Below are 26,368 nucleotides of genomic sequence, written 5' to 3' on the forward strand. Positions count from 1 at the left end.
AATAAAAAGGTTATAAACGTGAGCAGTCAATCAAATGAATCAATGTTACCAAAAGTGAAAGTTGTACTGGTTGGAACCACTCATCCGGGAAACATTGGTAGTGTAGCCCGTGCGATGAAAACGATGGGTTTAAGTGATTTAGTACTAGTTGACCCACAAACTGAAATCGATGAAAAGTCTCATGCGCTGGCATCTGGTGCGCGTGATGTATTATCAGAAGCGACAATTGTCGATACGCTTGAAGAAGCTGTTGCTGACTGTGGCTTGGTTGTTGGGTCAAGTGCTCGCTCACGTACATTACCGTGGCCGATGCTAGACCCAAGAGAATGTGGTATTAAGCTAATGTCTGAGGTGGGAAATTATCCAGTTGCAGTGGTCTTTGGTAGAGAAAATAGTGGCTTAACTAATGAAGAGCTACAGTTATGTCAATTTCATGTCTGTATCCCAGCTAATCCGGAGTATAGTTCATTAAACTTAGCAATGGCCGTTCAAACTATTTGTTATGAGATTAGAATGGCTGCATTGACAGAAATTAAACCTGTTGAAGAAGCATATCCTGATTCTGCAAAATTAGAAGGGTATTACGCTCATCTCGAAGATACATTAAATGATATTGGTTTTATTGTTAAAGCACACCCTGGGCAAGTGATGACAAAACTACGTCGTTTATATAATCGAGCTCGACCAGAAGAGGTGGAACTGAATATTTTACGTGGCATTTTAACCGCTACGCAACGCGGGCCAAATAATAAACAGACTAAAGACTAAGATTATTTGACTGGCTCATTTTAAGTGATTTGTGGTAGGATCGCGTCGATTTAACAGTTAAAAAATAAACCCGACTAAAATAGTCAGTTATATACTTGACTAATTTAGTCGGGTTTGTTGTAATTGCCTTATTGTTCAATATGGCTAAGGCAATAGCATGAAATTAACTTCAAAAGGTCGCTATGCGGTAACCGCAATGCTTGATGTTGCATTACATCAATCCGTTGGTCCTGTGTGCTTAGCTGATATCTCTGAGCGTCAACGTATTTCCTTATCTTATTTAGAGCAACTGTTCTCAAAGTTACGTAAGGCAAACTTAGTGTCTAGTGTGCGCGGTCCAGGTGGTGGGTATCAACTCGCCAGCGATGCAATTGATATTTCAATTGGTGCCGTGATTAGCGCTGTTAATGACTCAGTTGTAGCGACACGATGTAAAGGCGATAAACCTTGTTCTCCTGCAGGCAGATGCTTAACGCATTCATTATGGAACGACTTTAGCGATAAAATGCAAGAGTTTCTCGATAGTGTATCGCTGGGAGAATTAATGGATAATTCTGAAGTTATCGCTATCGCGAAGCAACAAAATAAAGTGCAAGAATTACAGCACGATATTTTGCATACTAACCGAATTAGTTAATGTTGGCTGATTTTTACAGCTGACATTCGTTATTTTAATAAGAACTTTTTTTATAAAAGTCTAGAAAATTATTAGCAATAGATAGTACCACAGTCGATAAGACTCGTAGGTGTGGAGTAATAGATGAAATTCCCGATTTATTTTGATTATGCGGCGACAACACCAGTCGACCCTCGCGTTGCCAAGAAAATGGTTGATTGCTTAACCATGGAAGGAAACTTTGGTAACCCAGCGTCTCGTTCACATCGTTTTGGTTGGCAAGCTGAAGAAGCGATTGATGTTGCAAGAAATCAAATCGCTGACTTAATTAATGCTGACTCGCGCGAAATTGTGTTTACATCAGGTGCAACAGAGTCTAACAACTTAGCGATCAAAGGTGCCGCTCACTTCTATTCAAAGAAGGGTAAGCACATCATTACTTCTAAAACAGAGCATAAAGCCGTTTTAGATACATGTCGTCAGTTAGAGCGTGAAGGTTTTGAAGTAACATACCTTGAGCCACAATCAAACGGTATCATTACTCTGGCTCAAATTGAAGATGCACTTCGTGAAGACACTGTGCTTGTTTCAATCATGCATATCAATAATGAAATCGGCATTATTCAAGACATTGCTGCTATTGGTGAAATGCTGCGTGCTCGTAAAGTTATTTTCCATGTTGATGCCGCACAGAGCGCGGGCAAGATAAACATTGATTTAGCTGAATTAAAAGTAGACCTCATGTCATTCTCAGCGCATAAAATCTATGGCCCTAAAGGCATTGGCGCTTTATACGTTCGTCGTAAACCACGTATTCGTTTAGAAGCACAAATGCATGGTGGCGGCCATGAACGTGGTATGCGTTCAGGTACATTAGCCACTCACCAAATTGTTGGTATGGGTGAAGCTTTCCGTATCGCTAAAGAAGACATGACTAAAGACCAACAGCATATTACAACGTTAAGCCAACGATTAATTGATGGCTTGCAAAAGATTGATGAAACATACCTAAATGGTGACCGAGAATTAGGTTATAACGGTATCGTTAACATCAGTTTTGCTTATGTTGAAGGTGAATCATTGATGATGGCATTAAAAGACTTAGCCGTATCATCAGGTAGTGCTTGTACTTCTGCAAGCCTTGAGCCTTCATACGTATTACGGGCTCTTGGTTTAAATGACGAAATGGCGCATAGCTCAATTCGTTTTAGTGTAGGTCGTTTCACGACGGAGCAAGAAATTGATCATGCGATTGAGCAAATGACAAACTCGATTGGTCGTTTACGCGAAATGTCACCTTTATGGGAAATGTTTAATGACGGTGTTGATTTAGACAGCGTTGAATGGGTTGCTCACTAGCAGTTATTAAAGAATTTAGTAGGAGATAAAACAATGGCCTATAGCGAAAAATTATTAGATCACTATGAAAATCCACGTAACGTTGGTTCATTTGATAAAAATGACCCTCAAATCGCAACGGGGATGGTCGGTGCACCAGCTTGTGGTGACGTGATGAAATTACAACTTAAAATCAATGACGCTGGCGTGATTGAAGATGCTAAGTTTAAAACATACGGTTGTGGTAGTGCTATCGCTTCAAGCTCACTAGTTACAGAGTGGGTAAAGGGTAAGACTCTTGATCAAGCGGGTGAAATCTCAAACCGTGATATCGCAGATGAGCTTGCATTACCACCAGTTAAAATTCACTGTTCAATTTTAGCTGAAGATGCAATCAAAGCGGCAATTGACGATTATAAAGCGAAATAATTAACTGATTAAGTAAAAGTGCCCCTAGGGGCACTCAAAGGTATAGATTATGGCAATTGATGTCACAGAATCTGCTGCGGCACGAGTAAGCAGTTTTTTAGAAAATCGTGGTAAAGGACTAGGTCTGCGTTTAGGCGTAAAAACTTCCGGCTGTTCTGGTTTAGCTTATGTATTAGAGTTTGTTGATGAGCTAAATGAAGGCGATGAAGTGTTTGAACAGCATGGCGTTAAAGTGATCGTTGATGCAAAAAGTTTGGTTTATCTTGATGGTACCCAGCTTGATTTCGTTAAGGATGGACTTAACGAAGGGTTTGAATTTAAAAACCCGAATGTCGATGGTGAGTGTGGTTGTGGCGAAAGCTTCTCTGTTTAGTCTCAGTAGTTACCTATCATGAATTATTTTGAACTATTTGCCTTACCAACCACTTTTGAAGTCAATGCTTCAGAACTCAAAGCTAAATACCTAGAATTACAGCGTACAATTCACCCTGACAATTTTGCTAACGCGAGTGAGCGAGAACGCTTAATGGCTGTGCACAAAGCCGCACAAATTAATGATGCTTTTGATACGCTTAAAAGTCACGATAAACGCGCTGAATATTTACTATCCCTTGCCGGAATAGAGTTAGCCCACGAGACGAAAACGCTTAGAGACCCGATGTTCTTAATGCAACAAATGGAACTAAGAGAGTTGTTGGAAGATATTCCGCAAGCCTCAGACCCTGAACAGGCATTAAGTGATTTTCAACAACAGGTTGAACAAGCTATCACCCAGTTTAAACTAAACTTCAGTCGTCAGTTTGCAGAAAACTCTGCGGACACATTACAGCAAGCTGCGGATGATGTCAGAAAGCTAAAGTTTATGCTTAAATTATCTAAAGAAGCTGAAGCATTAGAAGAGCAAATATACACTTACTAATAAGTGTATAGGTACAGTGATTTTAGATGTGAAAACAGTGAAATTTAAGCTCACTTCACCGATTGATTTGGTATAAAATAGCATACATCCACCGCCTTTATTTACTGATAAGAATTAACTATGGCTTTATTGCAGATTTCAGAACCGGGGCAAAGCACTGCTCCACATCAACGTCGCTTAGCTGCCGGTATTGATTTAGGTACCACAAACTCGTTGGTTGCCACCGTTAGAAGCGGTGAGGCAACAACGTTAGCCGATGAGAATGGTAGAGATTCACTACCTTCAATTGTTCATTATTCTCCTGAAGGTATTGATGTTGGTTATGCTGCTAAAGCGCATTCAATCAGTGATGCAACCAATACTATCGTTTCCGTCAAGCGCTTTATGGGCCGTACGCTAGCCGATATACAGGCTAAACACAGTGAGTTACCTTATAAGCTGTCTGCGACCGAGAACGGCTTAATTAATATCGAAACATGCAACGGTACTGTTAACCCAATACAGGTATCGAGTGAAATTTTAAGACCATTGGTTGCACTCGCTTCGGATACACTTGGTGACGAACTAGATGGGGTTGTAATCACCGTACCTGCTTATTTTGATGATGCGCAGCGTCAAGGCACTAAAGATGCTGCGGAGTTATTAGGTGTTAAAGTTTTTCGTTTGTTGAATGAGCCAACCGCTGCGGCAATCGCTTATGGTTTAGATAGTGATGATGAAGGCGTTATTGCTGTATATGACTTAGGTGGTGGTACATTTGATATTTCAATTTTACGTTTAAATAAAGGTGTTTTCGAAGTTTTAGCCACAGGCGGTGATTCTGCCTTGGGTGGTGATGATTTTGACCAAGCCTTATCGCAATGGATTTTTGAGCAAGCAGGTTATGACGGTGAGCACTCACCAGCATTGCAACGCGAAATAAGCCGCCTAGCGTGTGAAACGAAGGAACGTCTAAGCTCTGTTGAAGAAACTGAGTTGTCATTAAGTTTACCTTGCGGCAGTGAGTGGCAGGGCAGTTTAACGCGTGAACAATTTAATCAAATCATTGCACCATTAGTCAAACGAACTATTATGGCCTGTCGTCGTGCCGTTCGTGACGCTGGTTTAGCGATTGACGAGATTGAACAAGTGGTAATGGTTGGTGGCTCTACACGTGTCCCTCATGTACGTGAGCAAGTATCTGCATACTTCCAGCGTGAGTTATTAACTAGCATTGACCCTGATAAAGTCGTGGCGATAGGGGCGGCAATTCAAGCAGATATTTTAGCGGGCAATAAGCCTGATAGTGATATGCTGCTACTTGATGTTTTACCGTTATCGTTAGGCCTTGAAACTATGGGTGGTTTAACCGAGAAAGTTATCCCGCGAAATACCACAATCCCTGTAGCTAAGGCGCAAGAGTTTACGACATTCAAAGATGGTCAAACGGCAATGGCCGTGCACATCCTACAAGGTGAGCGAGAGCTGGTTGAAGATTGTCGCTCTCTAGCTCGTTTTGAGCTTCGTGGTATTCCACCTATGGCAGCCGGTGCCGCGCATATTCGCGTGACGTTTCAGGTTGATGCTGATGGTTTGTTGAGCGTGAGTGCCATGGAAAAAAGCAGTGGTGTTCAAGCTGCTATTGAAGTGAAGCCATCATTTGGGCTTACTGATAGCGAAGTGGCCTCTATGATCCGTGACTCAATGACCTTCGCGCGTGATGACATGGACGCGAGAATGCTCGCTGAAGAGAAAGTAGAAGCATCACGCGTGTTAGAGGGGTTAGTCAGTGCAATTCATGATGATGGTCATTTATTATCACCTGAAGAGCTTTCGCCGATTCGTCATGCAATGCAAGTGCTAGAGCAGGCGATGGCACAGACAGACTTAAAATCAATTAAGCAAGCAATCAGCGATTGCGATGCCGCTAGTCAAGACTTTGCTGCTAAGCGAATGGATCAGTCGATTCGACAGGCATTATCAGGCCAATCAGTAGACGATATTTAAATTATGTCAGTTCGTGAGTGCATATCGAGCGAACTGTGGAGAAGAAGATTATGCCAAAAGTGATTTTTTTACCGCATCAAGAGCTTTGCCCTGACGGGGCTGTTGTTGAAGCACAAGAAGGTGAAACAATTTTAGACGTTGCCTTAGCCAACGGAATCAGTGTTGAGCACGCATGTGAAAAGTCATGTGCTTGTGTGACCTGTCATTTGATTGTTCGTGAAGGCTTTGATTCGTTAGAAGAGAGTGATGAGTTAGAAGATGATATGCTTGATAAAGCGTGGGGCTTAGAACCTGAATCACGCTTGGGTTGTCAAGCCTGTATTAGTGACGAAGACTTAGTTGTTGAAATACCTAAATATACGGTTAACTTAGCGAGCGAACAGCACTAACCAGCAGTTTTCTTATAGCTATGAGTAAAAAAGGAGAGCACCGCAATCGGTAGCTCTCCTTTTTTGTATCTCAGTTATTTTTAATGGCACTTCTAACGGGTTACGACACTTTAAAGGTATTGGCTAAGGTTTGCAGCTCTGTTGCTAGCGCCGCTTGCTCGTTAGCTGTTGCTGCGATTTGTGTCGCCCCCGTAGTAGAAGCAGCCGAGTTATGTTCAACATTAACAATATTCTCAGCTACTTCTTGCGTCACTACAGATTGTTCTTCAGCAGCAACGGCAACTTGTTCTGTCATGGAGAAAATGTGACCCACGGAAGCAGTGATATTTGATAATGTTTGTTCAACGGCTTTGGCTTCAGAAACAGCCTCTGATGCTTTTGATTGGCTGACTTCGATAACATTAAAGGCAGAGTTTGCATCATTTTGTAAGCCCGTGATGAAGGTTTCAATCTCCGTTGTCGACTCTTGGGTTCGTTGGGCAAGTGTTCTCACTTCATCTGCAACAACGGCAAACCCTCGACCTTGTTCGCCGGCGCGAGCCGCCTCGATTGCAGCGTTTAACGCCAGTAAGTTCGTTTGTTCAGCAACGGACTTTATGACATCGACAACATTGGTGATATTGTTACTGCTTTCATGCAGATTAGTAATTTTTTCAGCCAAGTCATTTATTTCTTTAGCTAATGACTCTATCGCATGGTAAGAACGGCCAACTACTGCTAACCCTTGCGTTGCTTCATCATCCGCTTCTTTGGCCGAATCTGCGGCTAACTGCGTATTACTGGCAACTTCTTTAACTGTTGCAGATATTTCTTCTATAGCGGTGGCAATTAGTGAAATTTCATTTTGTTGCTGCTCCATAGTAACGGAGTTGTCTGTACAGGTTTGGCTTGTTTCATTCGCTTTATCTGCAAGGGAGTTACTTACCGAGGTAATATGCTGTATAGCGTTAGAAAACGTCAGTAAAGTGTTATTCAAAGATTTTGATATTTGCCCCAGTTCACTTTTGTTCGTCAATTGGGTTCTTACACTAAGGTCATTGTTATGTCGAACTTCGCCCATGACGTGAGTAAGATCATGAACTTGACCGAGCATTTCTTTAATAACGTAATAACTAACAATTGCTGCGAGCAAAACGAGAACACAAATTGAGAGGGTCACCATAGTCAAAGCTGTTTGTGCTTCGCTCTTGGTGTTTTGAGCGAGAATTAATAGCGATTTACTTAAAAAGTTTTCAGTGGCTTTTAGTTGTCCAATTCGCTGGGTGGATTGAGAAAACCAATATTCTCCGTCAGTGGAGAAGCCCGCTGTTGTCGATTGTGCAATATTACGCATGCGATGTACTTCAGCCACAGCTGGGTGATCGAGTGACTTAGTTAAAAATTGTTTATTCTCTGAAGTGGCAAAAGCATTAAATACATTAAAGTAGGTATCTTGCTGTGACACCAGTGAGAAAAATTTTACCATCATCCCTGGGGCAAAAGAGTCGGCACTAAAGGTATTACTTAATACAGCGCGCTCTATTCCTGCTCGCTCTTTTCCTTGTAAAAAGTTGTAATAGGCGACAGTGGCATTGGTAATGTCAGTGTCTGAACTTATTTTCGAGATAATCGTTGATATATCTAAAATTGTTGAGTTAAGTTGAGTGTAATATTTTAACGCTTCTGGCAAAGGGATAGTTAAGTTATCGACGGTTGAGCGAGTGCTTTGCAATTGATCTAATTGTAGTTTGATAGCTTGGTTTAAATTGATAATGTTTTGGTCGGTTATTTTATTGTTGTTTAAATAAGTATCTTTGAGTGAGCGTTTGTTGTCTGTGGCTAATCGTTGTTGAATGAGTTTATCTTTGAACTTCAACCCTTTTGAACCAAGGTAGCCTGCTGTCATCCCACGTTCTTTTTGTAGCTCGTGTACTAAATTGCTATAGGTTGTTGTTAATTCAGTTAATCGGGTTAATGCATTCATTTCACTTAGGGTTGCTGCATTTTTAGAGATAGAAAAAAGGCTGAGTCCTAAAAAGCCAATAAATGGCAAAGCGATTAAAATGAGGATTTTTTTCTTAAAAGAGATATCTGAAAAGGTCATAACACGAGTCCCTTGTGTGAAGATTCTGATAATAAACGTTCAGAAAACATAATTAGCCAATAGGATAAACCTATAAGTACTTTAGTGAAGTTGTTTTGGATCAACTTTAGCTCGATTTTTAATAAGAATAGTTTTAGGCACACCAAATGCCATTGAACTATAACAATCGTACTTCGAACAAAAAAAGTACTATGTCATTGTTTTAAGTCAATGGCAATTAGGCAAAACGTATTAAAACTTGTCACCTTGGTGGGGGGCCTTAATTTATTCTTAGTAGTTCTAGAATAGGTTTTTTCTCTTCAACGACTTTTGGTGTTGCCCACTGACGTACAATAGGTTGCTGGGGCAAGGAGTCTGCTTTAGCGGCTATCGCCAATGATGGCTCTTCGAGTTTAGAACTGATGTTCATCGCTGTGAGTGTTTCAAAATAGCGCCGGATGCTATCGACATAGTGAACGGCTTCCCGACCCCGAGCAAAGCCATGTCGTGTTTTTTTGTAATATTTGGCTTTTTCAAGCAATGGTAATATTTGCTTAATGCTAGTCCAGCTATCAGGATCCTTGTTCATCTTTTTGGCTAACGCTCTGGCATCAAGTAGGTGACCAAACCCGACATTGTATGCCGCTAAAGCGAACCAAAAGCGTTGGTCTTGTGGAACTGATTCTGGGACTCGCTTTAATAAACTTTGAATATACTGAGCACCGCCTCGAATGCTTTGCTCCGCATCTAAACGACTCTTTACACCCATCTGTTTTGCCGTGGGTAATGTCAGCATCATCATTCCACGAACCCCTGTAGGGGACTTTGCTCGAGGGTTCCAATGAGACTCTTGATAAGATATGGCTGCAACTTGCTCCCATCTTAACTGCTCAGCGTATATTTCAAAGAGGATTTGATATTTATTTAACTTAGTCTCTACCGCTTTGATAAAGGCGCGAGTATCAACATAGTCAAAGCGTTTTACGTGACCAAAATACTTCTCTTCCAATTGGATAATCTCACCGTCCCCTTGGTGTTGACCAAAAAAGGAAATGACTTCACTAAATAAAGAATCATCGGTATTTTTTGAGAGCGCCCAAGCGATAGGCTTTGAGTGCTTGAGGGTCATAGCAAGGCTTAAGTCTGGGTATAAACGTCTATTGCGTGCTAACACAGTTGAGTCAACGATGGCATAATCAATTTTTTCATCGATGAGGTGTTTCAGTAATTGATCTGGGTTTAAATCTGTTGTTGTTTGCCAAGTTAATTCTGGATTGTCTTGTTTTAACTCGATCAACGTTTCATGATGGCTACTGCCATCAATGACCATAAGCTTGCCTGTTAAGTCACTTAGCTTGCGGGGCCTTTTTTTACCTTGCTTAAAAATCAGCTGTTGCGAGACTTGGTAATAAGGAGGACCGAAACGCATTTTGGCTAGTCGGGGCTCCGTGACAGTGAGCCCTGTTGCTAATATATCAATTTTATTGTTATCAAGTTTTTCAAATAGGGTATTAAGATCAGCATTAGCGACTATTTTTAAATTAACGCCTAGGTGTTGAGCGAAACTTTGAGCCAATTCAAATTCCATACCATAGGATGAATGCTGGCTATCGCTACTTAACTCTGGGCTATAGAGCGTACCAATAACTAATGTGTCTCGTTGTTTAATTTGTGTCGTATCACTTGGCTTTGGCGGTGGCGTACAACTCGCTAAAAAAACCAGTGATGCCATCATTGATAAATAGTAACTCACGCGCCCTTTAGAATATCTATTAATCAATGTGTTACCTCTTCAAAATGGTTCTATTTCTTTGTCTCTTTTAGTTATAACAGAAAGCGATATGAAATGCGACGCACGAAATATTAATCTAAAGGTTAATTTTGTGAGCTATTTCACTTATAATATCGCGGAATTTTAGTCCATCCACTTTCAAATTGGTGAATATCTTTATGGAAATCCTTCGCGGAGCCCCGGCCCTATCAGACTTTCGTACAAATAAACTGTTAACAAGTGCAGCAGAGTTATCTTTGCCTGTGACAAGTATTTATGCTGAGTTTGTTCATTTTGCTGACTTAACTGCACCATTGTCAGCAGCAGAGTTAGAAAAACTAAATAAACTATTAACCTATGGTCCGACTATTGCTGAGCATGAGCCTGCTGGGACTTTGTACCTAGTGACTCCTCGTCCAGGCACTATTTCTCCATGGTCATCAAAAGCAACAGATATTGCTAATAACTGTGGCCTTAGCCAAGTTAAACGTTTAGAACGTGGTATCGCTTATTATGTAGAAGGTGAATTAACGCAAGCACAGAGCGAACAGTTAATTAGCTTGATTCATGATCGCATGATGGAAGTGGTCAGTGACAACATGGATGCCGCGCAGCAATTATTTGTTAGCGCTGAACCTGGTGAGATGCGTAGTGTTGATATTTTAGGTGGCGGTAAAGCGGCACTTGAAGCGGCTAATGTTGAGATGGGCTTAGCTTTAGCTGATGATGAAATTGATTATTTAGTTGATGCATTTATTGGATTAAACCGTAACCCAAATGACATTGAGCTAATGATGTTTGCTCAAGCAAACTCTGAGCATTGTCGTCACAAAATTTTCAATGCTGATTGGACTATCGATGGTAGCCAACAAGCGAAATCATTATTTAAAATGATTAAAAACACTTACGAAAAGAGCCCTGAAAACGTTTTATCTGCATACAAAGATAATGCGTCAGTGATGGTAGGTTCTAAAGCCGGTCGCTTCTTCCCGAATCCAGAAACGTGTGAATACCAATATAACCAAGAAGATATTCATATCTTAATGAAAGTTGAGACTCACAATCACCCAACAGCAATTTCGCCATTCCCTGGTGCTGCAACAGGTTCGGGCGGTGAAATTCGTGATGAAGGTGCAACGGGGCGTGGGTCAAAACCTAAAGCGGGCTTAACAGGTTTTACTGTGTCAAACTTACGTATTCCTGGTGCAGAGCAGCCATGGGAAACAGATTTCGGTAAACCTGGTCGCATCGTTTCAGCGCTTGATATTATGATTGAAGGCCCACTAGGTGGTGCTGCATTTAATAATGAGTTCGGTCGTCCTGCAATCTGTGGTTATTTCCGTACTTATGAAGAGCAAGTTAACAGCCATAACGGTGTTGAGGTACGTGGTTATCACAAGCCAATCATGATTGCCGGTGGTTTAGGTAACATCCGTGACCAGCACGTTCAAAAAGGTGAAATTCCTGTAGGTGCTAAATTAATCGTTCTGGGTGGACCAGCAATGAATATCGGTCTTGGTGGCGGTGCGGCTTCTTCTATGGCATCTGGTCAGTCAGCTGAAAACTTAGACTTTGCTTCTGTCCAGCGTGAGAACCCTGAAATTGAACGACGTTGTCAGGAAGTGATCGACCGTTGTTGGCAGCTTGGTGAAGATAACCCAATAGCGTTCATTCATGATGTAGGTGCAGGTGGTATTTCAAACGCATTTCCTGAACTAGTAAGCGATGGTGGCCGTGGTGGTAACTTTGAACTGCGTAACGTACCAAATGATGAGCCAGGCATGGCTCCTCATGAGATCTGGTGTAATGAGTCACAAGAGCGTTATGTAATGGCTGTTCCTGCTGATAAACTTGAGCAGTTTGATGCTATTTGTCAACGTGAACGTGCTCCTTATGCTGTGGTTGGTGAAGCGACAGCAGAAGAGCATCTGTCATTAACTGATAGTCACTTCGACAATACGCCAATCGATATGCCTCTGGACGTATTATTAGGTAAACCACCGAAGATGAGCCGTGATGTTGTTACGCAAGTTGTCGATGGTGATTCACTAGCTTTTGACGATGTGTCAATCGATGATGCGGCGATTCGTGTATTAAGTTTACCAACTGTTGCAGATAAAGGCTTCCTAATTACTATCGGTGACCGCACGGTAACAGGTCTTGTTGCTCGTGACCAAATGGTTGGTCCATGGCAGGTGCCTGTAGCAAACTGTGCAGTAACAGCTGCTAGTTATGATACTTATGCGGGTGAAGCTATGGCGATGGGTGAGCGTTCACCAATTGCATTATTAAACTTTGCTGCTTCTGCTCGCATGTCTGTGGCTGAGTCCCTAACCAATATCGCAAGCGCGCAAATTGGTGAGATTAGCCAAGTTCAAATGTCAGCTAACTGGATGTCAGCAGCAGGTCACCCTGGTGAAGATGCTGGTTTATTTGAAGCGGTCAAAGCCATTGGTGAAGAGTTATGTCCTACGCTGGGTATTACTATCCCAGTAGGCAAGGACTCAATGTCAATGAAGACCCAATGGCAACAAGATGGCGAAGATAAGACAGTCACCGCGCCGTTATCATTAGTGATGACAGCTTTCGCACCAGTTACTGATGTTCGCACAACGCTAACTCCACAGCTTCGTACTGATAAAGGCGCAACACGTCTAATTCTGATTGATTTAGGTGCAGGTCAAAACCGTCTAGGTGGCTCGGCATTAGCACAGGTTTACAAGCAATTAGGTAATGAAACGCCAGATTTAGATAGCCCAGAGTTGTTAAAAGGTTTATTCGATTCTGTTCAAGCGTTATTAGCTGATGGCAAACTGTTGGCTTATCATGATCGCTCTGACGGTGGTCTATTCACTACAGCGACTGAGATGGCTTTTGCGGGTAATACGGGTGTTAGCTTGTCATTGCCACAAGGCGATGCATTAGCGCAGTTGTTTAACGAAGAATTAGGTTGTGTACTTCAAATTCGTGAGTCTGATGTTAGTGCTGTTGAATCAGTATTAGCACAACACGGTCTAGCTGATGTTAGCTATGATATTGGTACATTAAACACTGATAATAACATCAATGTTGATGTTGCAGGTGAAGCGGTGTTTAGTGCTAAGCGTAGTGATTTACGTAAACTTTGGTCAGCAACTAGCTTTGAAATGCAAAAATTACGTGATAACCCAGCGTGTGCAGAGCAAGAATTTGCATTAAAAACTGATGATAATAACCCAGGTTTACATGCTGAATTGACGTTTGATTTAAACGAAGATGTCGCCGCACCATTTATCCTAAAAGGTGCACAACCACAAGTTGCTATTTTACGTGAGCAGGGTGTTAACTCTCATGTTGAAATGGCTGCGGCATTTAACCGTGCTGGCTTTAAAGCGATTGACGTTCATATGTCAGACGTTTTATCTGGTCGTGTTACACTTGAGCAGTTCCAAGGTATGGTTGCCTGTGGTGGCTTCTCTTACGGTGACGTATTAGGCGCTGGTGAAGGTTGGGCAAAATCAATCTTATTTAATGACCTAGCTCGCGGTCAGTTTAGCGACTTCTTTAACCGTGATAATACATTCTCATTAGGTGTCTGTAACGGTTGTCAAATGCTATCTAACTTGAAGGAATTAATTCCTGGTGCTGATTTATGGCCTCACTTTGTACAAAACAAATCAGAGCGTTTTGAAGCACGCTTTAGCTTAGTTGAAGTACAAAACAGCCCATCGTTATTCCTTGATGGTATGGCTGGTTCGCGTATGCCAATTGCTGTATCTCATGGTGAAGGCCATGCTGAGTTTAAAAACCAGCAAGCGGTTGATGCAGCACTAGCAAGTGGCACGGTTGCCCTGCAATATGTTGATAACCATGGTCAAATCACAGAGCAATACCCTGCAAACCCTAACGGTTCTGTTGCTGGTATTACTGGTTTAACAACTACCGATGGTCGTGTCACGATAATGATGCCTCACCCTGAGCGTGTTTTCCGTGCTGTTGCAAACTCATGGCGACCAGATGCATGGCAAGAAGATAGCCCATGGATGCGTATGTTCCGTAACGCGCGTGTTAACGTTGGCTAGTTAAGTAAGTTAATTTTTACAAAACAGTAAGAGCGGCTTTGGCCGCTCTTTTTTTATATGCGCTATTGTTCATTAATTTGTGACCAACAGCTCAAAAAGTTTAAAAGGAGGCTAAGAATAATTATAACGGTTGTTAATTGTTCCGATAAATCCGTAGAATTTGTCAGGCTTTATGCTTATTAATTTCACATGAGATACTTATGAACGTTTTAACTGTTGATTATACTGCGGATGATGCGCCACAGCGCTTTGTTGAATCATTACATAACACGGGCTTTGGCGTGTTAACTAACCACCCAATTGCAAAAGAGAAAGTGCAATCAATTTATGATAATTGGTATGAGTTCTTCATGACTGAAGCTAAGCATGACTTTTTATTTGATCCCAAAACACAAGATGGTTATTTCCCTCCGTCAGTATCAGAAACAGCTAAAGACCATTCAGTAAAAGATATTAAAGAATATTTTCATTGTTACCCTTGGGGTAAAATGCCGCAGCACCTTAAAGATGAGGTGATGGAGTATTACCAACTCGCTAATGCTTTAGCGCAGGAGTTACTTGGTTGGATTGAAGAGCACGCGCCAAGTGATGTGAAAGTGAGATTTAACCAATCGCTACCATCGATGGTTGAAGGCAGTGAAGGTACCTTACTGCGTGTATTACACTACCCACCAATCACTGGAGAGGAAGAGCCAGGAGCGGTACGTGCAGCAGCACATGGTGATATTAATTTATTAACAGTGCTTCCAGCTGCAAATGAGCCAGGTCTTCAGGTTGTCGCTAACGACGGAAGCTGGTTTGATGTGCCTTGTGATTTTGGTAACTTGATCATCAATATCGGGGACATGCTTCAAGAAGCGTCTGGTGGTTATTACCCATCGACTATTCACCGAGTCATTAATCCTACAGGGGGCCGGACGGAACACTCTCGTATTTCGTTACCATTATTTTTACATCCGAACCCTGAAGTTAAGTTATCTGAGCGTTATACTGCGGGAAGCTACCTTGATGAGCGTTTGCGCGAACTCGGTGTTAAGTAAGTTAAAAAATGACATAAACTGATTAAAAAAGACTCAACTAGAGTCTTTTTTTGTTTATATCTGATAAAAAGCTTGAGTAATCTGCTGCGCGCTGTAAATAATTGACTAAAGTTATTTATAAATAGCTGTTGAATTCTATTGATTTACCCCAATATATTGTAAGTAATATTTGTGGATCCCAGTTAAGAGAGAAAAACATGCCTTTAGAGCGCTCAGAACGCATTGATATTCCTGTTTTACCGTTACGCGATGTGGTCGTGTACCCCCACATGGTGATCCCATTATTTGTTGGCCGTGAAAAGTCGATTCGTTGTTTAGAAGCCGCTATGGAACAAGATAAACTTATCTTGTTAGTGGCACAAAAGGACTCGAATGTTGATGACCCTCAAATGGATGAGATCTATCAAGTTGGTACTGTAGCTACCATCTTGCAACTATTAAAACTACCTGACGGTACTGTAAAGGTATTGGTCGAAGGTAATCAGCGTGCTCGTATTAACAAATTATACGCTGGTGAAGACTTACTCAGTGCTGATGCTCAGTATATGGTGACAGAGCCATTAGAAGATCTAGAGCAAGAAGTTTTGATTAGAACAGCTGTTGCCCAATTTGATTCTTATATTAAATTAAATAAAAAAATCCCACCTGAGGTATTAACCTCACTGTCGGGGATTGATGATGCTGCTCGCTTGGCCGATACAATGGCTGCTCATATGACGCTTAATCTTGAGGATAAGCAGCAAGTCATTGAGATTGATAATGTTAATGAACGCTTAGAATTTCTATTAACCATGATGGAGTCGGAAATTGATCTACTTCACATGGAAAAGAAAATTAGAGGCCGTGTTAAAAAGCAAATGGAGAAGTCTCAACGCGAGTACTATCTCAATGAGCAGATGAAAGCCATTCAAAAAGAGATTGGTGAGCTTGATGATACGCCCGACGAAATGGAAGAGTTGGCACAAAAGATCAAAGACGCTGGTATGCCAAGCGACGCACAAAAGAAAGCGGAAGCAGAGTTACAGAAGCTTAAGATGATGTCAGCGATGTCTGCTGAAGCAACAGTAGTGCGTAGCTATGTGGACTGGATGGTTTCTGTGCCATGGAAAAAGCGTAGCAAAGTGAAGAAAGATCTTGCTAAAGCGGAAGTGGTATTAAACTCTGACCACTACGGCTTAGAGAAAGTAAAAGAACGTATTTTAGAGTACCTCGCAGTACAGTCACGAGTGCGTCAGCTTAAAGGGCCTATTTTGTGTCTTGTTGGGCCTCCTGGCGTTGGTAAAACATCATTGGGTCAATCTATCGCTAAAGCTACTGGACGAAAATATGTCCGTATGGCGTTAGGTGGTGTACGTGATGAAGCAGAGATTCGAGGTCACCGTCGTACCTATATTGGTTCAATGCCGGGCAAGTTGATTCAAAAAATGGCAAAAGTGGAAGTGAAAAACCCGCTATTCCTGCTTGATGAAATTGATAAAATGAGTTCTGACATGCGTGGCGACCCTGCGTCAGCATTACTAGAAGTGCTTGACCCAGAACAAAACAATAGCTTCAACGACCATTACCTTGAGGTAGACTATGACCTGTCAGATGTAATGTTTGTAGCGACTTCTAACTCAATGAATATTCCGGGTCCCTTATTGGACCGGATGGAAGTGATTCGTTTATCTGGCTATACCGAAGATGAAAAGCTCAATATTGCTAAGCAGCATTTACTGTCAAAACAAATTGAACGTAACGGCTTAAAAGCAAAAGAGATTGAAATCGAAGATAGCGCGATTATCGGGATTATTCGTTACTATACACGTGAAGCTGGCGTACGTTCGCTTGAGCGTGAAATCTCTAAGTTATGCCGTAAAGCGGTTAAAACCATCTTACTAAAAGAAGTTGAAGGTAAGGTTGTGATTACGGATCAAAATCTCAGCGATTTCTTAGGGGTGCAACGTTTTGATTACGGCAAATCCGACGGTAATAACCAAATTGGTCAAGTGACAGGGTTAGCATGGACTGAGGTGGGGGGTGACTTACTGACCATCGAAACGGCATCTGTTGTTGGTAAGGGTAAGCTGACGTATACCGGTTCTTTGGGTGATGTGATGCAAGAGTCGATACAAGCGGCGATGACTGTAGTTCGTTCTCGCGCTGAGAAACTTCGTATCAATAGTGACTTTCATGAGAAGCGTGATATTCACGTGCATGTCCCGGAAGGGGCAACACCAAAAGATGGTCCAAGCGCTGGCATAGCGATGTGCACTGCGCTGGTATCAAGCTTAACTGGCAATCCTGTACGCGGTGATGTCGCGATGACCGGTGAGATTACTTTACGTGGTGAAGTGTTACCAATTGGGGGCCTAAAAGAGAAGCTTCTAGCGGCTCACCGTGGTGGCGTTAAACGTGTTTTAATACCATATGAGAATGAACGTGACCTTGCTGACACTCCAGAAAACGTCATTGGTGATTTAGAAATTCATCCTGTTAGATGGATTGACGATGTACTCACGCTCGCGTTAGAGCATGATCCACAAGGATTTTGTGCTAAATCAGCTTAAACTTTAGTTGAAATCATAAAATTTGATTAAAAAACTGTAAAATAATTAAAAAAAGTAGTTTTTATTAGGAAAAACTGTGATAGCCTAGCTAGCGTTGAATTGCTCTAAAGCAGTGATAGCACGACTTAGCGCTAGGCTATTTTAGAATATTAACAATAATAAAATCTATATTTAGTGGGTAACTTGAACCAGTTCAAATTACCTAATATAAAAATACAGCTCAGGATATGAGGCTGTTGTAACAAGAAAAACTGAAGGGGATGACATGAATAAGTCTCAACTAATTGATAAAATCGCTGAAGGCGCTGATATTTCTAAAGCTAACGCAGGTCGCGCACTTGACGCTTTTATCGAAACTGTAACTGATGCACTTAAAGAAGATGACAAAGTTTCACTAGTTGGTTTTGGTACTTTCGAAGTACGTCAACGTTCAGCTCGTACAGGACGTAATCCTCAAACGGGTGCAGAGATTAAAATCGCTGCTGCTAACGTTCCAGCATTTAAAGCCGGTAAAGCACTAAAAGATTCAGTAAACTAAGAGTTAGTTTATAGCGAATAAGGAGTGGTAGTTCAGTTGGTTAGAATACCGGCCTGTCACGCCGGGGGTCGCGGGTTCGAGTCCCGTCCACTCCGCCAAATTAAAATGCGCATCTAAACAGATGCGCTTTTTTTTTATCAAACTAATCTTAGATAAAAATAATTTTACTATTGTCATAAAACCCGCAGGATATTGGGTTTGAGATATAGATTGCCCCTAACTTTGCTGCTATGATGTGCGCAATTTTATCAATCTAATAACAATTACATTAAGTATTTGCCCAGTTGAGCCAGCTAAAACAAACTGGAACTTCGTTGCTCTCAATCCCAATAGCTAGCTATTAGTCAATCGAGTGCATTGTTCAAGCTTATTTTCCCAAGGCACAACAAGAGCGTTTACTTAGTGCAAATGCTATAAAAATAATAAACAGACAGTTTAAAGAGGCTCTGATGTTAGAAAAAATTCGGGATGGATCTCAAGGGGTTGTTGCAAAAGCAATTCTTGGTGTTGTGATCCTTTCATTCGCCTTAGCCGGTATTGGTAGTTATCTTGGTGGTTCAAATGAAGTGGCTGGCGCTATCGTCAACGGCCAAAAAATTACTGCTGCACAAGTAGAAGATGAATTTCAACAAGAACGTAGTCGCTTAGAGCAACAGTTCGGTGAAATGTTTAAAGCTATCGCTAATGATGCGAACTATATGGCGAGTGTGCGTCAAGGTGTCCTAGAGCGTTTAGTAGCTCAAGAGCTTATTGAGCAAACTGCACACGCTATGGACTTACGTGTTGGTGACGAAGAAATTAAGCTAGCGATTCGTAAAATGCCTGAGTTTCAGGTTGATGGTCAATTTGATAATGACCGTTACTTAATGTTGATTCGCCGTGCTGGTTACCGTGTAGAGCAGTTTAAAGAGATGTTACGTGTCGACATGACTCGTCGTCAGCTAATGACTTCTCTGATTAGTTCTGATTTCACACTGGATAGTGAAGCTAAAGCATTAGCAGCATTAGAACAACAAACGCGTGATATCCGCTTCATTGAAGTGGCTGCGGCTGATTTTATTAATGACGTTACGGTTTCTGATGAACAAATTAATGATTATTATGATCTAAACAGCGGTCAATTCATGACTCAAGAGCAAATTAGCTTAGAGTTTGTTGAATTAAAAGTTGACGCATTAAAAAGCAAAGTATCAATTGAAGCAGACCAAGTGTTAGCTGCTTACAATGAAAATCTTAGCCAGTACCAGTCAACACCGCGTCGTAAGGTATCACACATCTTAGTGGAATTCGGTGATGATGAAACTGCTGCACAAGCCACTGCAAATGATATCTTAGCTCGTGTTCAAGGTGGTGAAGACTTCGCTACTGTTGCAAAAGCATCATCTGATGATACTTTTAGTGCTGAGCAAGGTGGTGATCTAGACTGGATTGAACCTGGTGTGATGGACCCTTCATTTGATGAGGCTGTTTTTGCTTTAAGTAAAGGTGAGGTATCAAGCCTAGTTAAAACTGAGTTTGGTTTCCACGTGATTAAAGTGACTGATGCTGAAGAAATGACAACCAAGTCATTTGATGACGTTAAAGAAGGTATTGAGCAAGAACTTGTTGATGAGGCTGCTAAGGAATTATTCTATGAGCTACAACAAGAGCTAGTTGATGTGTCTTTCCAAGTTCCTGAGAACCTTGATGAAGCCGCGGTTGCTATTGATGCTCAAGTTCAACACACAGAGTTATTTGCTCGCTTTGGCGCTCCGGCCGTTGTTAACTACCCGGAAGTAATTAGTGTGGCGTTTTCAGATGCTGTACTGAGTTCAGCGAGTAATTCTGATGTTATTGAGATCACACCTGAACATCACATGGTTATCCGCTTAAAACAGCATAATCCAAGTGAGGTTAAATCTCTTGCTGATGTGACAGAGCAAATCAAACAGCGCCTTGTTCAAGAACACTCACAGGAGCTCGCTAAAGAAAAAGCACAAGATTATTTTGCTTCTTGGAGTGCTGGTACGGTTGTAGATGGAGTTTCAGTTGTTGAAAAGTCTGCAGTTAAACGTAGTGAGCGTGATATTGATAATGCGATTGTTACAGCTGCATTCAAGTTAGCAAAAGCAACAGATACGCCGCAGGTTGAGTTAGTTAAGACTGTTAAAGGACAAGCGATTGTTTCTTTAGTTGCTGCGCACGATGTCGTAGCAACGGAACAGCAGGTGGCTGAAGTGGTTAATCGTCTAAATCGTCTAAACGCTGATACTACTTACAAAGCGTTTATTGATTCATTAAAAGCGACAAGTGATATTCAGTATCCTGTCCAGTAATGGGTAATTAACTCTATAAAAAGGCGGTGATTACCGCCTTTTTTTATACTCTGATTTCTAACATTTTAAGGTGTAACGTGGAACGAGGACAATTTAGTTCGAAAATCGGCTTTATTATGGCTGCAGCTGGTGCAGCGGTTGGTTTAGGGAATATTTGGGGCTTTCCAACTCAAGTGGCGAGTAATGGTGGTGCAGCGTTTGTATTAGTCTATTTGATACTCGCTTTTTGTTTAGCATATCCAGCCTTGATGGCTGAAATGATTGTAGGGCGCTCAGCCCGAGCAAATGCCGTAAAAGCACTTCCTGAGTTAACTGATAAGCCGATACTAAAGCAGTTTGGTCGTTTAGTAGGCTTAACAGGGCTATTAACTGTCGCTGTGATTTTAAGCTTTTACGCAATTATTGCAGGGTGGTTGTTTTCATTTTCTTTAGCACCAATAGCTAGCCTTGTCGTAGATAGTCATTGGCTTACGGACTTTTCTCTAGAGCGAAATATTATTTTCACTTTGCTGTTTATGGTCGCGACTATTCTAATTATTGCTCAAGGTGTGAGTAGCGGCATTGAACGTTGGTCAAAACGAATGATGCCTGCATTAATTGCGATATTATTACTGCTGATTGCTTATATGTTGACCTTGCCCGGCGCAATGAAAGGCTTAACGCATTATTTAGTACCTGATTTTTCCTTAGTATTTAAAGGTGGCTTAATTATTAGTGCACTAGGGCAAGCCTTTTTTTCATTATCATTAGGTGTGGGTTGTATGCTTATTTACGGCTCCTATTTATCAAGCAAAGAGAATATTGTTAAAGTAGGGGCTTGGGTCACTCTCATTGATGTTGGTTTAGCGTTTATCGCAGGTCTGCTTATTATTCCTGTTATGTATATTGCTGCTCATCACGGGGTTGAAATTTTTGACAAGCAGGGCGCGTTAATTAATGGTGATACGTTGATCTTTAACGTATTACCAGCACTATTTGAGCAGATGGGAGATATTGGTCAGTTTGTTGCTTTCTTGTTTTTCCTATTAATGTCATTGGCTGGACTCACTTCTTCAATTTCGCTATTGGAGGTACCTGTTGCTTATGTTGTCGAAAGTCATGGTGTAGCGCGTAAAAAAGCGAGTTGGGTGATTGGTGGTTTGATTACGCTATTAAGCCTAACCATTGTCTTTAACTTTGATTGGTTATTTGGCTTGGTCATTATGGTAACAACGCAATACAGCCAGCCTGTACTAGGGTTGTTCTTTTGCTTATTTGCCGGTTGGGTGTGGCATCGTGACCATGCTTTAGCCGAAATCAAGAAAGGGTATCCTGAAGCTGAGCAAAGCCTATTTTGGAAGATCTGGCCATGGTATGTCCGATTTGTTTGCCCAGTATTTATCATCGTCATGTTTATTAATGCATTAATAGGTTCTTAAACCTACCTTTACATCGACCTCTTTTTGGCTGATGTAAAATTTATAACAATAGTACCCGTGCGACACGCACGGTAAGAAACAAAAGGAAAAAGCTATGCCAAAAGCGAGTGATGTTAAAAAAAATACCGCAATAGAATATAACAACGGTGTGTATATTATCCGTGATATCGAGCGCTCTGTGCCACAAGGTCGCGCCGGTGGGAGTTTATACCGTATGCGTATGTATGATGTTGTTACAGGTTCAAAGGTTGATGAAACCTTTAAAGATGTCGATATGCTTACCTTAGCTGATCTAACGCGCCGTGAAGCTGTTTTATCTTACACTGATGGTGATGAAGTTGTATTTATGGACTCTGAGGACTACACACCATATAACCTCAACAAGGAAGCAATTGCTGAGCAGGTTTTGTTCATAGACGAAAACACACAAGGGTTAAATGTGGTGCTTGTCAGTGGTACGCCAGTGGGCATTGATCTTCCGGCAAGTGTTGATTTGGAGATAGTTGAGACTGATCCGTCAATAAAAGGTGCTTCAGCTAGTGCTCGTACTAAACCTGCAACATTGGCATCGGGGCTAGTGATTCAAGTACCTGAGTACATTGCGACGGGTGAAAAAGTCAAAGTTAACACCACTGACAAGAAGTTCATGGGACGCGCTTAAATTAGACTATTGCCGTTAATACTCTGGTTATTCTACATGGGGTAAACAAATGGCATTAGAATAAACAAAAAAGAGCTAACGTCGATTAGCTCTTTTTGTATAAAGTTGAACAACTTGCCTTAGCTTAATATTCAATACCAATATTACTAACGCCAAAACCTTTAAATTCTTGGCGTAATTCTTTAAGAAAGCCTGGTGTTAACTTAGGATTTTCTTCAATTCGCTCAAGTAAATACTGCTGCAGTGCTTTTTCTTCGACCATCATTTCATGTGCGAATGTTGCCTCGTCGCTTATATCACCTTCCATTGCTGTTATATAGCTTGCAACAGTTGAGCTAGACAATTTACTGATGTTAATTAGATCTTCATCTAATTTCTGTTCTAAGGCCACTAACATCGTATTAATTGCCATAGAGCAATCAATGGCTGGGATAACCCCAAAACAATCAAACTCTTGAGTTTCTGGAATCTGTTCACTTAGTTTGTTCTGTTGCACCTCTAAGTTTAACTTCACTGATTGCTTAGCGAGTTTTTGCCAGATTAAGTCAACAATGGTTGCTAAGACTTGTGGATTACCATAATTGACACTGTCACTAAATAATCGATAGTTTGGTAACATACGTTCGCTCAGTACATTAGCGAACGTTAATTGCTGCTCGAAGCTTAGGTTTTTTATCCGGGTGAAAAAGCCGGGTTGCTTACTCATTTATTCTATCACTCTTTGTTTTAGGTAAGTGCCACCGATTGTGGCAACTAATTGTAATTCATCTAGAATTTCTAATAGTTCAGGTTCAATATCTGCAATGTCGACATTCTGCTTTAAGGCCGTTTCGATTGACGCTGCTAAACGTTTTAATTGAGGAACGCCAGTATAACAGCAAGCACCGTGGAGCTTGTGAATTATTTTTAAGAGTTCATCGCGTTGCTGCGCTCCGATGGCCTTCTCTATACTAGAAATATTCGCTGGGATACTGTCGATGAGCATCTGTAACATATCGTACGCTAAGTCTTCTTTGCCCATCGCTTGCTCAAGTGATGCGTCCCATGAAATATGGTTGTCGTCGAGTTCGGTCACTGTTTCATTATCGTTTAATTGGTAAGAGTGAATGACCGAACGGGTTATATGAGATGTTTCAAGCCAATGTTTAAGGATTTGATCAATCGTTTGCTCTTTTAACGGTTTGGTTAAGAAGTCATCCATCCCCATATTTAACCAATCTTGTTTTTCTTCTTCTAAAGCGTGAGCGGTAGTTGCAATGATAGGCACTAATTGGTTGATGCCATGTTTTCTGATGATAGCTGTTGCTTGCAACCCATCAAGTACAGGCATCTGAATATCCATAAAAATAATATCAAATTTAGTCGCTTTACAGCTATCTACGGCTTCTTGGCCATTGCTAGCTTGGACTAAACTACCCACCTTATCCTGCAATATAGTTGTGATTAGCTTGAGGTTTGCCTCATTATCATCAACCACAAGCACTCGTTTATTTGCATACTGACTATTATGCTTTTTAGGTCGCGATTGAGGTGTGAGTGCCTGTATTTTTTCAATACTGTTATAAAGCCTTATGCAGCTTGTTGGGGTTATCAAACAATAATCGACCCCTAATGCAATGACTTTTTGGTGAATAATGAGATCGTTGGTATTGATCAATACGATAACGTTCGAATTATTTTTTGTTGCATTAATCAATTGTTTTAACGGGGTCAAATCGTCATAGGGACCATCGTAGCTTATAAGGGTACAATCATAATAGTTATGCTGACTTGCTTGTTGCCAATTCTGTAGCACATTAAAACTATCCACATGACAGTTCCAGTGATTGAGTTGTTGCGTCAAAATCTCTAAGTGCTCATCGTTAGAGTAAAACAACTGGATTGATTTTTTGATATTGGCGTTGATGTAGAAGTTGGGTTTACTGTTACTTTCTTCAAGAACAATATGACTGTAAAACTTTGAACCGATCCCAGCTTCACTGACGCACGATATTTCTCCGCCCATTTCCTCGATTAATCGTTTGGTGATGACGAGGCCTAATCCACTGCCACCATATTTGCGACTAATACTACTATCGGCTTGGGCAAATGCATTAAATAAGCGGGGAAGCTGTTCTGCCTCGATTCCGATACCAGTGTCAATTACTTCAAAGAATATTTGGTGCACATTACTAGAGAGTTCATGGGAGTGAATATTGAGTCGAACCGAACCTTCTTTAGTGAATTTTATGGCATTGCCGATCAAGTTGATTAGTATTTGCTGAAAGCGTTGATGATCCCCGGTGAGGTTGTCGACTGTCTGTGGCTTGATATCAATGAAAAAATTAATATTTTTTTCGTGAGCACTTGTTGCTAGTATTTCACTGATATTATCGATGTTTTCTCTTAGGCTAAACGGCGAGTTATCAAGGTAAAGCTTACCGGCTTCCAACTTAGAGAAATCCAGAATATCCTTAATAATATTGAACAAACCTTGAGCAGACTTCTCGATTGTTTGTAAGTAATCCACTTGATTAGGTAATAGCTGTGTTTTCAACAACTGTTGAGTGAGACCAATCACCCCGTTAAGTGGGGTTCTTAGTTCATGCGACATATTTGCTAAAAATTCAGACTTTATTCGGTTGCCTTCTTGAGCTTTTTTATTCGCAATATCTAATTCAACATTTTTTATTTCGATTTGTTCCATCGTTTCACGCAGTTCACTGGTTGCATGATCAATGTTATGTTGCATTTTATCTTGGTATTCTTTTAATGAGGTGCCCATAGAATTGATACCTCGCTTTAAAATATCCATTTCACCGATTAGTTGACCATGTAAGCGAGTGTCTAATTTTCCTTCTCTTATTTTTGTAATTGCACGGACCATTTCACCAATTGGGTTTGTCACGTGGCTAATTAAACGAAACGTAAAAAATAGGTTTAATTGAATGCCCAATAGGATGATGATGAAGGTAGTGACACCGATGCGATGCTGCTCAAGTAGTGTGGTGTGGTTATTGAGTTGAATAACCAAATAGCCCAGTGTTTTTGTGGTTTGAGTGAAACTGGCTGGATCGGCGTCTTCAACCGTAATGGCACTGGATACGAGGATGAAATCATCAAAATACTGAACATTAATTAACTTATTGTCTGGTGCTTGCTTAAAATTGGCAAGCTGTTCATTGTAATTACTCGCAACATAAAGAGCTTTAGACTCGTTGTATACGGAAATAGAATTTACTAAAGGTGAATGAAATCGATGCATACGTTCGATAAGGCTTTTGAGCTCTGCACGCTGGTTGTTTTTTAAATTGTGCTCAGCAGAGATTGCTAGTGGGGAAATAATATTAATCCCTTGCTTGTCAAGAGAGTTTTCTAATTCGTCAAATAAACTGAAAGTAAAAAAGCCGCCCAACATTAGACTAACAAGGATTGTCGGGGTTAATGTAAGAATTATGACCCAAGAGCGAAGACTGTAATTGGCTGAATGATTCATTTGTGGGAAAATAGCCTCTGTCTTAAAACTGAC

At 41.1% G+C, this 26,368-nt stretch carries 18 protein-coding genes, 1 tRNA gene and 1 pseudogene; 16 read left to right on the forward strand and 4 right to left on the reverse strand.

The features are described from left to right. The first annotated feature begins 42 nt into the window (after positions 1–42). The 8 genes from trmJ (at position 43) to fdx (ending at position 6,445) form a co-directional block, all read left to right on the forward strand. Positions 43–768 (forward strand): tRNA (cytosine(32)/uridine(32)-2'-O)-methyltransferase TrmJ, encoded by a 726-nt coding sequence (gene trmJ, locus Q8W26_RS05280; RefSeq protein WP_101213936.1) that lies wholly within the window; start codon positions 43–45, stop codon positions 766–768. 157 nt (positions 769–925) lie between these two features. Next, positions 926–1,405, forward strand: a complete 480-nt coding sequence (locus Q8W26_RS05285) for a Fe-S cluster assembly transcription factor (protein WP_101213851.1) — start codon at positions 926–928, stop codon at positions 1,403–1,405. A 123-nt stretch (positions 1,406–1,528) separates the two neighbouring features. Continuing rightward, the gene (locus Q8W26_RS05290; RefSeq protein WP_101213852.1) at positions 1,529–2,743 is read left to right on the forward strand and encodes an IscS subfamily cysteine desulfurase; all 1,215 of its coding nucleotides are present in this window, start codon (positions 1,529–1,531) and stop codon (positions 2,741–2,743) included. Positions 2,744–2,776: 33 nt separating this feature from the next. Continuing rightward, positions 2,777–3,151, forward strand: coding sequence for a Fe-S cluster assembly scaffold IscU (gene iscU, locus Q8W26_RS05295; protein ID WP_101213853.1), 375 nt, complete (start codon positions 2,777–2,779; stop codon positions 3,149–3,151). 49 nt (positions 3,152–3,200) lie between these two features. After that, entirely contained in the window at positions 3,201–3,524 is a 324-nt protein-coding gene (gene iscA, locus Q8W26_RS05300) for an iron-sulfur cluster assembly protein IscA (protein ID WP_101213854.1), read from the forward strand. Positions 3,525–3,542: 18 nt separating this feature from the next. After that, the gene (gene hscB, locus Q8W26_RS05305) at positions 3,543–4,070 is read left to right on the forward strand and encodes a co-chaperone HscB (RefSeq protein WP_101213855.1); all 528 of its coding nucleotides are present in this window, start codon (positions 3,543–3,545) and stop codon (positions 4,068–4,070) included. 120 nt (positions 4,071–4,190) lie between these two features. After that, a complete protein-coding gene (gene hscA / locus Q8W26_RS05310; protein ID WP_305472600.1) occupies positions 4,191–6,056 on the forward strand; it encodes a Fe-S protein assembly chaperone HscA in 1,866 nt (621 codons plus the stop codon). Between the two features lie 50 nt (positions 6,057–6,106). Further along, on the forward strand, positions 6,107–6,445 hold the full coding sequence (gene fdx / locus Q8W26_RS05315) for an ISC system 2Fe-2S type ferredoxin (RefSeq protein ID WP_101213857.1): 339 nt from the start codon (positions 6,107–6,109) through the stop codon (positions 6,443–6,445). A 100-nt stretch (positions 6,446–6,545) separates the two neighbouring features. Here fdx and Q8W26_RS05320 read toward each other — a convergent pair whose 3' ends face one another. Then, positions 6,546–8,528 carry a methyl-accepting chemotaxis protein gene (locus Q8W26_RS05320; protein WP_305472603.1) on the reverse strand — a complete coding sequence of 661 codons (1,983 nt, stop codon included), beginning with the start codon at positions 8,526–8,528 and terminating at the stop codon, positions 6,546–6,548. Positions 8,529–8,787: 259 nt separating this feature from the next. Continuing rightward, the gene (gene mltF, locus Q8W26_RS05325) at positions 8,788–10,287 is read right to left on the reverse strand and encodes a membrane-bound lytic murein transglycosylase MltF (RefSeq protein WP_153071478.1); all 1,500 of its coding nucleotides are present in this window, start codon (positions 10,285–10,287) and stop codon (positions 8,788–8,790) included. A 170-nt stretch (positions 10,288–10,457) separates the two neighbouring features. Here mltF and purL point away from each other — a divergent pair, with 170 nt between their 5' ends. The 8 genes and pseudogenes from purL (at position 10,458) to yeiP (ending at position 22,860) form a co-directional block, all read left to right on the forward strand. Further along, complete coding sequence (purL, locus tag Q8W26_RS05330; protein ID WP_305472606.1) at positions 10,458–14,339, forward strand: phosphoribosylformylglycinamidine synthase; 3,882 nt, start codon at positions 10,458–10,460, stop codon at positions 14,337–14,339. A gap of 200 nt (positions 14,340–14,539) precedes the next feature. Next, positions 14,540–15,379, forward strand: a complete 840-nt coding sequence (locus tag Q8W26_RS05335) for a 2OG-Fe(II) oxygenase family protein (protein ID WP_101213861.1) — start codon at positions 14,540–14,542, stop codon at positions 15,377–15,379. 197 nt (positions 15,380–15,576) lie between these two features. Continuing rightward, positions 15,577–17,928 (forward strand): endopeptidase La, encoded by a 2,352-nt coding sequence (gene lon / locus Q8W26_RS05340; RefSeq protein ID WP_305472609.1) that lies wholly within the window; start codon positions 15,577–15,579, stop codon positions 17,926–17,928. Between the two features lie 241 nt (positions 17,929–18,169). Then, positions 18,170–18,466, forward strand: a pseudogene (locus tag Q8W26_RS05345) (HU family DNA-binding protein); the annotation flags it as partial. Between the two features lie 21 nt (positions 18,467–18,487). Further along, a tRNA-Asp gene (locus Q8W26_RS05350) sits at positions 18,488–18,564 on the forward strand. 351 nt (positions 18,565–18,915) lie between these two features. Further along, the gene (locus Q8W26_RS05355) at positions 18,916–20,781 is read left to right on the forward strand and encodes a SurA N-terminal domain-containing protein (protein WP_305472611.1); all 1,866 of its coding nucleotides are present in this window, start codon (positions 18,916–18,918) and stop codon (positions 20,779–20,781) included. Positions 20,782–20,858: 77 nt separating this feature from the next. Beyond that, positions 20,859–22,199, forward strand: coding sequence for a sodium-dependent transporter (locus Q8W26_RS05360; protein ID WP_305472613.1), 1,341 nt, complete (start codon positions 20,859–20,861; stop codon positions 22,197–22,199). A gap of 94 nt (positions 22,200–22,293) precedes the next feature. Further along, positions 22,294–22,860 (forward strand): elongation factor P-like protein YeiP, encoded by a 567-nt coding sequence (gene yeiP / locus Q8W26_RS05365; RefSeq protein ID WP_305472615.1) that lies wholly within the window; start codon positions 22,294–22,296, stop codon positions 22,858–22,860. 124 nt (positions 22,861–22,984) lie between these two features. Here the strand turns inward: yeiP and Q8W26_RS05370 are convergent, their stop codons facing one another. Together Q8W26_RS05370 and barA are read right to left on the reverse strand one after the other, a co-directional pair. Next, positions 22,985–23,566: a YjaG family protein gene (locus tag Q8W26_RS05370; RefSeq protein WP_101213866.1), complete on the reverse strand. Its 582-nt coding sequence runs from the start codon at positions 23,564–23,566 to the stop codon at positions 22,985–22,987. Further along, complete coding sequence (barA, locus tag Q8W26_RS05375; protein ID WP_305472618.1) at positions 23,567–26,335, reverse strand: two-component sensor histidine kinase BarA; 2,769 nt, start codon at positions 26,333–26,335, stop codon at positions 23,567–23,569. Between the last annotated feature and the right edge of the window lie 33 nt (positions 26,336–26,368).

The organism is Psychrobium sp. 1_MG-2023 (assembly GCF_030689115.1).
Classification (GTDB): domain Bacteria; phylum Pseudomonadota; class Gammaproteobacteria; order Enterobacterales; family Psychrobiaceae; genus Psychrobium.